The sequence below is a fragment of the Desertihabitans aurantiacus genome (genome assembly GCF_003344635.1).
Lineage (GTDB): Bacteria > Actinomycetota > Actinomycetes > Propionibacteriales > Propionibacteriaceae > Desertihabitans > Desertihabitans aurantiacus.
Map to the genome: position 1 here is coordinate 1 of NZ_QPKK01000155.1, position 9,517 is coordinate 9,517.

The 9,517-nt window shown below is 74.5% G+C and carries 9 protein-coding genes; 4 read left to right on the forward strand and 5 right to left on the reverse strand.

Annotated elements, in window-relative coordinates; genetic code table 11:
• On the reverse strand, nucleotides 1-1,683 hold a 1,683-nt coding region (locus tag DVA66_RS12775; protein WP_114560435.1), incomplete at its 3' end, for a DUF2264 domain-containing protein.
• 158 nt (nucleotides 1,684-1,841) lie between these two features.
• On the opposite strand from DVA66_RS12775, the gene DVA66_RS12780 reads away from it, so the two are divergent.
• From DVA66_RS12780 to DVA66_RS12790, 3 genes are all read left to right on the forward strand, one after another.
• Nucleotides 1,842-3,695 carry an acyl-CoA dehydrogenase gene (locus DVA66_RS12780; RefSeq protein WP_114560436.1) on the forward strand — a complete coding sequence of 618 codons (1,854 nt, stop codon included), beginning with the start codon at nucleotides 1,842-1,844 and terminating at the stop codon, nucleotides 3,693-3,695.
• A 150-nt stretch (nucleotides 3,696-3,845) separates the two neighbouring features.
• Nucleotides 3,846-4,829 carry a DUF4282 domain-containing protein gene (locus tag DVA66_RS21945; RefSeq protein WP_114560437.1) on the forward strand — a complete coding sequence of 328 codons (984 nt, stop codon included), beginning with the start codon at nucleotides 3,846-3,848 and terminating at the stop codon, nucleotides 4,827-4,829.
• 232 nt (nucleotides 4,830-5,061) lie between these two features.
• Nucleotides 5,062-5,841 (forward strand): maleylpyruvate isomerase family mycothiol-dependent enzyme, encoded by a 780-nt coding sequence (locus DVA66_RS12790; RefSeq protein WP_114560438.1) that lies wholly within the window; start codon nucleotides 5,062-5,064, stop codon nucleotides 5,839-5,841.
• Between the two features lie 6 nt (nucleotides 5,842-5,847).
• Here the strand turns inward: DVA66_RS12790 and lysS are convergent, their stop codons facing one another.
• The 3 genes from lysS to DVA66_RS12805 all read right to left on the reverse strand — a co-directional run bounded on the left by lysS (nucleotide 5,848) and on the right by DVA66_RS12805 (nucleotide 8,711).
• Complete coding sequence (gene lysS / locus DVA66_RS12795; RefSeq protein ID WP_114560443.1) at nucleotides 5,848-7,329, reverse strand: lysine--tRNA ligase; 1,482 nt, start codon at nucleotides 7,327-7,329, stop codon at nucleotides 5,848-5,850.
• 102 nt (nucleotides 7,330-7,431) lie between these two features.
• The gene (locus tag DVA66_RS12800) at nucleotides 7,432-8,175 is read right to left on the reverse strand and encodes a class I SAM-dependent methyltransferase (protein ID WP_114560439.1); all 744 of its coding nucleotides are present in this window, start codon (nucleotides 8,173-8,175) and stop codon (nucleotides 7,432-7,434) included.
• Nucleotides 8,176-8,213: 38 nt separating this feature from the next.
• Nucleotides 8,214-8,711: a mycothiol transferase gene (locus DVA66_RS12805; RefSeq protein ID WP_114560440.1), complete on the reverse strand. Its 498-nt coding sequence runs from the start codon at nucleotides 8,709-8,711 to the stop codon at nucleotides 8,214-8,216.
• A 60-nt stretch (nucleotides 8,712-8,771) separates the two neighbouring features.
• On the opposite strand from DVA66_RS12805, the gene DVA66_RS12810 reads away from it, so the two are divergent.
• The gene (locus tag DVA66_RS12810) at nucleotides 8,772-9,254 is read left to right on the forward strand and encodes a hypothetical protein (RefSeq protein ID WP_114560441.1); all 483 of its coding nucleotides are present in this window, start codon (nucleotides 8,772-8,774) and stop codon (nucleotides 9,252-9,254) included.
• Between the two features lie 15 nt (nucleotides 9,255-9,269).
• Here the strand turns inward: DVA66_RS12810 and DVA66_RS12815 are convergent.
• Nucleotides 9,270-9,517, reverse strand: a 248-nt coding sequence (locus DVA66_RS12815) for an alpha/beta fold hydrolase (protein ID WP_408608911.1), incomplete at its 5' end; no start/stop codon positions are given.

The window sequence follows — 9,517 nt, forward strand, 5'->3', positions numbered from 1 at the left end:
GGCGTCCAGCCCACGGACGGCGACCAGCCGGGAGAGCAGACCGGCGCCGCGGACCTCGCAGCGGTCCGCGCCGGTGCCGGCGGTGAGCCCGTCCAGGGTGCCGGACAGCGCCCAGCCGGCCACCCGCAGCCGGGTGCCCGGCTCGACCAGGTGCAGCCGGTGCACCCGCACCTCGACCGAACCGCGGGCCAGCACCAGGCTGTCGATCCGCGCCGAGGGGAGGTTGGTGCCGCCGCCGGGCGGGGCCGCCGGTGCCGTGCGGTCCTCGAACCGCGGGGCGTGCCAGGACGCCGCCCAGTCCGGCCCGGTGCCGAGCCGGTGGATCCGGCGCCGGACGCTGCGCACCCCGGCGACCTCCAGCTGCACCTCGTTGTCGCTGACGTTGCCGCGCGCGGTCGGGCTGGTGCGGGTGGAGTAGGCGAGCCGGGCGTACAGCGGGTTCGCCGGGCCCGCGTCGGGCTCCCAGGCGCGCACGTCGTCGCTGCCGTGGTTGTGCAGCCGGACCAGGCCGTCGCGGGTGGTCTGCACCAGCCACCCGGCCGGGGCGATCTCCAGCGTGCGGTCGGCCGGGGTGGCCGGCTCCTCCGGGGTGCGCCAGAGCTCGGCGTCGGCGCCGAGCAGCAGCGGCAGGAAACCCTTGGAGGCCCAGTAGGGCGAGGCCGGGCCGGAGTAGGGCTGCACGATGGCCGCGTGCGGGCCGTGCCAGCCCCGGCTCAGCAGGCCCTCGGCGTCCAGCGCGCCACGGTCGAGGAAGTAGCGCAACCCGGCCGACAGCAACCGCCGGGACTGGCCGGCCGTGAGCGGGGTCCACCCGGTCAGCGCGCCGAGGCCGACCGCGGCCAGGGTCGCGAAGCGGTAGGTGAGCGAGCGGCCCTGGAACAGCGGCGCCCCGTTCGCGTCGAAGGTGGCGGCGAAGCCCACGAGGAAGTCGCGCAGCCGGGGGCCGAGGTGGTCCAGCCGCTCGCGGTCGCCGGCCAGGTGGGCGTCCAGCACCGGGTAGAGGTGCATCGCCCAGCCGATGTAGTGGTCGAAGGCCTGGTGCTGGCCGTCGCTGTACCAGCCGTCGCCGCGGTACCACTCCTCCAGCAGGTCCTCCGCCCGCCCGGTCGCCCGTCGGGTCAGCTCGTCGCCCCGCCCGACCGACTCCAGGAAGCGGGCCACGGTGAAGGGGAAGAGGTACCAGTTGTTGGTCGACGGCTGGTGGGTGAGCGCGCCCCGCAGCCAGGTCGCCAGCCGCTCCTGGGCGTCGGCGTCGAGGACGTCCCAGGACCAGGGCCGGGTCAGCCGCAGCCCGAGCGCGACCGAGGCCGACTCCACCATCGGCTGCCCGCCGCGGCCGATGTCGAGCACCGGCGGCCAGCCGTCGTCGGGGTCGGCGTGCACCCCGGCGCTGCCCGCGGCCAGCCCCTCGACGTAGCCGGCGAGGTGGCCGTGCGGGTCGGCCCCACCGGCCCCGGCGGTGCGCAGCGCCGAGAGCAGGAAGGTGCGGGCGAACCCCTCCAGGCCGTCCGACACCCAGCCCGAGCGCGAGGGGCTGCCCGGCAGGTCGATCCGGCCGCCACGCGGGGTGCGGTAGCGGGCCGCGGCCGCGAGCAGGCGGTCGGCCACCTGCTCCCAGTGGGCGCGGCCCAGACCGGTGACCGGGGCGTCGGCGTCGTCGGGCAGCTCTGCCTGCAGGTCCATGGGGCCCCATCCTCGCCCACCCGGCCCCCGCACGGCCCGCAGGGGGCCGATACACCCTTGCGGGCCCGCGTCCGACCGCTGCACAATTCTGGTTACCCGCCGGTAACTTCATCGGGCGGGTCCGCAGAGCAGCGACCGATCCGGCTACGGGAGAGCTGATGAGCCACTACAAGCCCCACCTCCGCGACATCACCTTCAACCTCTTCGAGGTGCTGGGCCGCGAGCAGGTGCTGGGGACCGGGCCCGCCGCCGACCTCGACCGCGAGACGGCCGAGGCGATGCTCACCGAGGTGGCGGCGCTGGCCACCGACAAGCTCGCCGCCGCCTTCGCCGAGGGCGACCGCAACCCGCCGGAGTTCGACCCGGCGACGTCCACGGTGACCCTGCCGGAGTCGATGCACCTGGCGTTCAAGAGCTGGATGGACTCGGAGTGGTGGCGGGTCGAGCTGCCCGGCGAGCTGGACGGCCAGGACTGCCCGCCCTCGCTGCGCTGGGCCGTGCTGGAGCAGGTGCTCGGGGCGAACCCGGCGCTCTACATGTACGCCGCCGGCCCGAAGTTCGCCCAGGTGCTGTGGACCAACGGCACCGAGCGCGACCGCCAGATCGCCCAGCACATGGTGCGCCGGCAGTGGGGCGCCACCATGGTGCTCACCGAACCCGACGCCGGCTCCGACGTCGGCGCCGGCCGCACCCGGGCCGTCCCGCAGCCCGACGGCAGCTGGCACCTGGAGGGCGTCAAGCGGTTCATCACCTCCGGCGAGCACGACCTCACCGAGAACATCGTGCACCTGGTGCTGGCCCGCCCGGTCGGCGTCGAGGGCGCCGGCGGACCGGGCACCAAGGGGCTCAGCCTGTTCCTGGTGCCCAAGCACCACTTCGACCTCGAGACCGGCGAGCTCACCGGCGTCCGCAACGGGGTGTACGCGACCAACGTCGAGAAGAAGATGGGGATCAAGGTCTCGGCCACCTGCGAGCTGACCTTCGGCGCGCGCGAGCCGGCGGTGGGCTGGCTGCTGGGCGAGGTGCACCAGGGCATCCGGCAGATGTTCCAGGTGATCGAGCACGCCCGGATGATGGTGGGCACCAAGGCGATCGCCACCCTCTCCACCGGCTACCTCAACGCGCTGGAGTACGCGAGGAGCCGTGTCCAGGGCCCCGACCTCCTGCGGGCTGCGGACAAGACCGCACCGCGGGTGCCGATCACCGCCCACCCCGACGTCCGCCGCTCGCTGATGACGCAGAAGATGTGGGCCGAGGCGCTGCGCGCGCTGGTGCTCTACACCGCCTCGGTGCAGGACGACGTCTGGCTGGGCGAGGCGGCGGGCGAGCGCGACGAGCTGGCCGCCCGGGTCAACGACCTGCTGCTGCCGCTGGTCAAGGGCTACGGCTCGGAGCGGTCCTGGGTGGTGCTCGGCACCGAGTCGCTGCAGACCCTCGGCGGGTCGGGGTTCCTCAGCGACTACCCGCTGGAGCAGTACGTCCGCGACGCCAAGATCGACACCCTCTACGAGGGCACCACCGCCATCCAGGGCCAGGACCTGTTCTTCCGCAAGATCGTCCGCGACCAGGGGCAGGCGCTGGGCTGGCTGTCGGCGCAGATCGGCGCGTTCGCCGAGGCGGACGGGCCGCTGGCCGAGGAGCGGGCGCTGCTCCGGCGCGGGCTGCACGACGCCGGTTCGATCGTCGGGCTGATGGTGCAGCACCTGCAGTCGGCCGACCCGCGGACCGAGGGCGGGGACCCGCGCGACGTGTACAAGGTGGGACTCACCACCACCCGGGCGCTGATGGCGCTGGGCGACGTGGTCTGCGCCTGGCTGCTGCTGCGCGGCGCGGAGGTGGCCACCCGGGCGCTGGAGGCCGGCCCGGACGCCGCCGACCGCGACTTCTACACCGGCAAGGTCGCCACCGCCCGCTTCTTCGCCCGCACCGTGCTGCCCCACCTGACCGCCGAGCGGAAGATCGCCGAGGGCACCACCCTGGAGCTGATGGACCTGCCCGAGTCCGCGTTCTGAGGCGCACCGGCCCTCGACCTACGGCCCGGCCGACCGCCCGGAACCGCGTCCGGACACGGTGGACGCAAGGCCCCGGCCACGCCGCGCACCCCCGATAGGCTTCCCGGGCAGCATCGCGACGTGACCCACGACAACGGCAGGATGGCACGCATGTCTGACTACCAGCAGGGCCAGGGCAACGATCCCCGTCAGCCCGAGCACGGGCAGGACCCGCAGGGCGGCTACCCCGGCTACGGCCAGCAGCCGGGCTACGGCCAGGGCGGATACGGGCAGCCCGGCTACGGGCAGGAGGGCCAGCAGCCCGGCAGCGCCCCGTCCGCCTCGTGGGAGCAGCAGGACGCCGGCCAGCGCGGGGAGCACCCCCAGGAGGCCCAGCGCGGCTACGGCCAGCAGCAGTCCGGCTGGGGCGCCCAGCAGCAGGAGTGGAGCGCCTCCCAGCCGTCGGCCGACCAGCCGCAGCACGGCTACGGCCAGCAGCAGGGCTACGGGCAGCAGAGCCAGCAGCAGGGCTACGGCCAGCAGGCCGAGCAGGGCCAGCAGTCGGACTACGGCCAGCAGTCGGACTACGGCCAGGCCCAGGCCGGCGCCTACGACCCGCAGGCCGGCTACCCGCAGTCGCAGACCTCGGCGGGCTACCCGCAGGGCCAGTCCTCGGCCGGCTACCCCCAGTCCCAGGCCTCGGCCGGCTACGGCCAGACCGGCTACGACCAGGGCGCCGGCTACGGCACCACCGGCGCCAGCGGCTACGGCGGCAGCACCGGGCAGGATGCCTACTCCGCCTGGGGCGCCAGCCCGCAGCCGTCGAACCCGAAGGGTGGTCTGCGGGCCATCCTCGACACCAGCTTCACCAGCTACGCGACGCCGGCGATCGTCAAGATCGTCTACATCGTGGTGGGTGTGCTGCTGGTGCTCGGCTGGATCACCTACACGATCGCCGCCTTCGCCGCCGCCGGCGCGGAGGACCCGGCCCTCGGGGTGCTCGCCGGCCTGGCCGTCCTGGTCATCGGCGCGGTGGTGGTCGTCGTCTACCTCGCGCTGATCCGGATCGCCCTGGAGGTCTCGGTCGCCAGCATCCGCACCGCCGAGGGCGTCCGCGACATCGCCAAGCACCTCGGCGCCTCCAGCAACAGCTGACCCGCACCTCCCTCCGGCCGGGTCGCCCTCTCCGGGCGGCCCGGCCGTCGCACGTCCCCACCCCTGCTCGCGTGCATCTCGATGCGGCCACGTCCGGCGTGGCGCGGTGGGTCGTGTCCCGCCGGCGGCCCTGCGGACACGTCCCAGGGTCGGCGCGATGAGTCTGCACGCCTTCCGAGGTCTCGACGGCAGAGGCTCCGGACAGGACCGGGCCCCGACCGGGAGGTGACAGGTGGACACGACACAGCTCAACTCGACCGTGACCCAGACCGAGGAGGTGGCCGGCTGGGTGGACGGCGCCGACCCCACGACGCCGGTGCCGACCTGCCCCGGGTGGACGCTGACCAACCTGGTGGGCCACATCGGCTCCACCCAGCGGTGGGTGACCCAGCTGGTGGCCGAGGGCATCGGCGACCCGGCGGCGGCGTTCGCGCTCGCCTCGGAGGACGCCCCCGACGACCCGTCGGGCTGGCCCGACTGGCTCCGCACCGGGGCCGCGGAGGTGCGTGCGACGCTGGCCGGCGCGACCAACGGCGCGGACGTCTTCGACCCCTCCGGCGGCGGCGACGGCGTCGTCTTCTGGAGCCGGCGGGTATTCGGCGAGATCTCCGTGCACCGCATCGACGCCGCGGCCACCCTCGACCGCCGCTACACCATCGACGCGCCGTCGGCGGTGGCCGCGATCGACGACTGGCTCGGCACCATCGCCTCGCCCGGCTGGGCGGCGGTCGTGCCCGGCTTCGCCGACGCGATGCGGGGCACCGGCCAGACGATCGCCTGGGTGGGCGAGGACGTCGACGACGCCTGGCTGCTGCGCCGCACCGACGCCCCGCTCGAGCTCACCTCCGAGCGCGTCGACGAGGCCGACGTCTCGATCACCGGCCCGGCCGAGCAGCTGCTGCAGGTCGTCAGCCGGCGGTTGCCGCTGGAGAAGGCGACCGCCTGCACCGTCCGTGGCGACCGGGCCGAGCTCGTCCACCTCATCGACCACATGGACTGGGTCGCGGGCTGAGCCGGCTCAGGCCTCCGGCTTGAGCAGCGGGAAGAGGATCGTCTCGCGGATGCCGACCCCGGTGAACAGCATCACCAGCCGGTCGATCCCCAGCCCCAGCCCGCCCATCGGCGGGGCGCCGAACTCGAGCGCGGCGAGGAAGTCCTCGTCGAGCTGCATCGCCTCGGGGTCGCCGGCCGCGGCGGCGATCGACTGGGCGGTGAGCCGCTCGCGCTGGATCACGGGGTCGATGAGCTCGGAGAACCCGGTGCCGCGCTCCATGCCACCGATGATGAGGTCCCAGGCCTCGATCAGCCGCGGGTCGTCGCGGTGCGGGCGGGCCAGCGGCTGCGCCGACGGCGGGTAGTCGCAGACGAAGGTCGGCTGGACCAGCGTCGGCTCGACCAGCTCGCCGAACAGCTCGAGCACCAGCTTCTCCGCGGGCGCGTCGTCCTCCACCTCGATCTCGTGCTCCTTGCAGAGCCGGCGCAGGTCCTCGGCCGGGGTGTCGGGGGTGATCTCGACGCCCAGGTGCTCCGACAGCCCGGGGTAGACGCCGAGCCAGCGCCACTCCCCGTCCAGGTCGATGGTGTGCTCGGTGCCCGCGGCGTCGACGTGGGTGACCTGGCGGCGTCCGAGCAGGTCGGCGCAGTCGAGCACGATCCGACGCACCAGCTCGGCCACGGTGGTCTGGTCGCCCCAGGCGACGTAGGCCTCCAGCATCGTGAACTCGGCGCTGTGGGAGGAGTCGATGCCCTCGTTGCGGAAGATCCGGCCCATCTCGTAGACCCGCTCCGCGCCGCCGACCATGGCCCGCTTGAGGTAGAGCTCCAGCGCGATCCGCAGCGTCATCGGCAGCGAGAACGCGTTGAGGTGGGTGTGGAAGGGACGGGCCGCCGCGCCGCCGTGCACGAGCTGCAGCACCGGTGTCTCCACCTCGAGGTAGTCGAGGTCGTGCAGGGTCTCGCGGATGCTGCGGGTGATCGCGGCCCGGGTGCGGAGCAGGTCGCGGGCCTCCTGGCGGACGGTGAGGTCGGCGTGGCGCTGGCGGACCCGGGTCTCCTCCGACAGCTCCGAGTGCAGGTTCGGCATCGGACGCAGCGCCTTGGACGCCATCGTCCAGCTGCTCGCCATCACCGACAGCTCGCCGCGGCGCGAGCAGACCACCCGGCCGCTGACGCTGACGTGGTCGCCGAGGTCGACGTCGGCCTTCCAGTCCGCCAGCCGCTGCTCACCGACCTCGGCCAGCGACAGCATCACCTGCAGCCGGCCGCCGGGGTGAGCGGGGGAGAACCCCTCCTGCAGGGTGGCGAAGCAGAGCTTGCCGGTGTTGCGGATGAACACCACCCGCCCGGCGACCGAGACCACCGCGTCGGTCTCCTCACCGGCGGTCAGGTCGGGCCAGCCCTCGCGCACCTCGGTCAGGGTGTGGGTGCGGTGCACGGCGACCGGGTAGGCCGGGACGCCGGCCCGCTCCAGCCGCGCGCGCTTCTCGCGCCGCACCTGCATCTGCTCGGGCAGGTCGGGGGTCAGCGGCGCGTCGGTCTCGGTCACCCGGGAAGCCTAGCCAGCGGCCACCGCGTCAGCGACCCGGAAAGCGGCGCCGCGCCCTCAGCCCCGGCGGGCGAGCAGGCTGAACGCGTTCGGCACCCGCCCGTCCCAGGCGGCGGCGGTCACCCCGTCGGGACGCCAGAACGGGTCGGGGTGCTCGGCGAGGTGCTCGAGGACGAGGCCGGCGCCGGTGCAGGCCATCACCAGCTCGGCCAGCGTGTGCTGCTGCTCGACCGCACCGTGGGCGGGGAAGGTGTCGTTGACGTGCTGGCGCTCGAAGTAGCCGCGGTCGGGGCGGACGCGGATCTCCTCGGGCTCCCACGTCCACAGCGGTACCAGCGGGTGCGCCTCGTGCACGAAGACTTGCCCGCCCGGGCGCAGCAGCCGGTGCACCTCGGCGAAGAAGGCGTCCAGGTCGGCCAGCCAGATCAGCGCCCCCTTGCCGGTGTAGACGAGGTCGGCGCAGGCGTCGGGCAGACCGGTGGCGGGCAGGGTGGCCCGGGTGTAGCGGCAGGGGGCGCCGAGGTCGTCCGCCCGCCGCTGGGCGCTCTCGACGGCGGCCGGGCTGTAGTCCAGCCCGTGCACCGATCGGGCTCCGAGCCGGGCCATCGCGAGGTCGTCGAGCCCGTGGCCGCTGAGCGGGTGCACCACGTCGGCCCCCGGCAGCAGCGCCCCGATCGTCGCCACCTCCGAGGGCAGCAGCTCGGCGGTGCGGCCGGCCGCGAGGTGCTCCTCGTGCTCGCGCTCGTACTTCTGCGAGGCGACGGCCCACGCGGCGCGGGTGGTCTCGGCGGTCTCGTCCACGGGCCCCAGCCTGGCACCTCCTCCGGGTCAGCCGGTGGTCAGTCGGTCAGCACCAGCCACTGGCCGCCGTCGATCAGCTCGCGGGCGGCGTCCAGGTGGCCGGCGTGGCAGGCCACCTCGACGACCAGGTGCAGCATCACCTCGCGCAGGCTGTGCAGCCGCCAGCTGCCGAACAGGTCGCCGGGCCACCAGGCCGGCGGGGCGTCCAGGTCGGTGGCGGCGATGATGGCGTCGGCACGGGCGATCTCGTCGCGGTAGGCCTGCACGACCGAGGCCGCCGGCACGTCGGCCGGCACCGTCCAGGTGGTGCCGGCCACCCGCCCCAGCTCCTCGATCGCCTCGCGCTCACCGGCGACGACGGCACGGAACCAGAACCGCTCCTCGTCCATCACCAGGTGCTTGACCAGCCCGACCGGCGTCCACCCCGACGGCAGCGTCGCCCGGCGCAGCTGCTCGTCGTCCAGCGCGTCGACCACCTGGAGCACGTGCTCGCGTTGCATGGTCAGGTAGGACCGCAGCAGCTCCTTCTCGTCCATGCCCGGCGAGTCTGGCACCCGGGGCTGACAGGACGCCGCCCGCCCGGGTACAGAAGGGCCATGAGCAGTCCCCTGGTGACCTACCTGCGCAACCACGAGGCGGCCGCCGGCGCCGGCCGCGACCTCTTCCACCGTGCCGCCGCGAGCCACCGCGAGCGGCCGTGGGGGGCCGACGTCGAACGTCTCTCCGGCGAGGTCGACTCCGACATCGAGGCGTTGCGCCAGATCATGCGCGAGGTCGGCGCCAGCCCCGACCACCTCAGCCGGACGGCGCTGCAGCTGGGTGAGCGGGTCGGCCGGCTGAAACCGAACGGCCGGGTGCTGCGCCGCTCCGCGCTCAGCGACCTGGTCGAGGTGGAGGGCATGCTGGACGCGGTGCAGGCCAAGGCCGAGGGGTGGCGCGCGCTGGTCGCTGCCGGGCTGTCCCAGGTCGGCGACGTCGATGTGGAGGCGCTGCTGCAGCGGGCCGAGGACCAGCGGGAGCGGCTGCGCGGGATCCACGCCCGGGTGGCCGCCGAGGTGCTCACCCGTTCCGAGCCCTGACGGCCCGCAGCCGGCTCAGCCGGCCAGGTGCTCGTGCAGCAGCCGGGTGAACTCGTCGGAGGAGGTGCTCGGCAGGTGGGCGCCGCCGTCGAGCAGCTCGAGCCGGGCCCCGGGGACGCGGGCCGCCGTCGCCCGGGCCCCCACGAGACCCGCGCGGTCCTCGCGTCCGCACACGACCAGGGTGGACGCGCGCACCTTCGGCGGGTCGGCGGCCGGGTCCGCCCGGGCCAGGTCGGCCAGCACCGCCCGCACCCGGTCCCGGT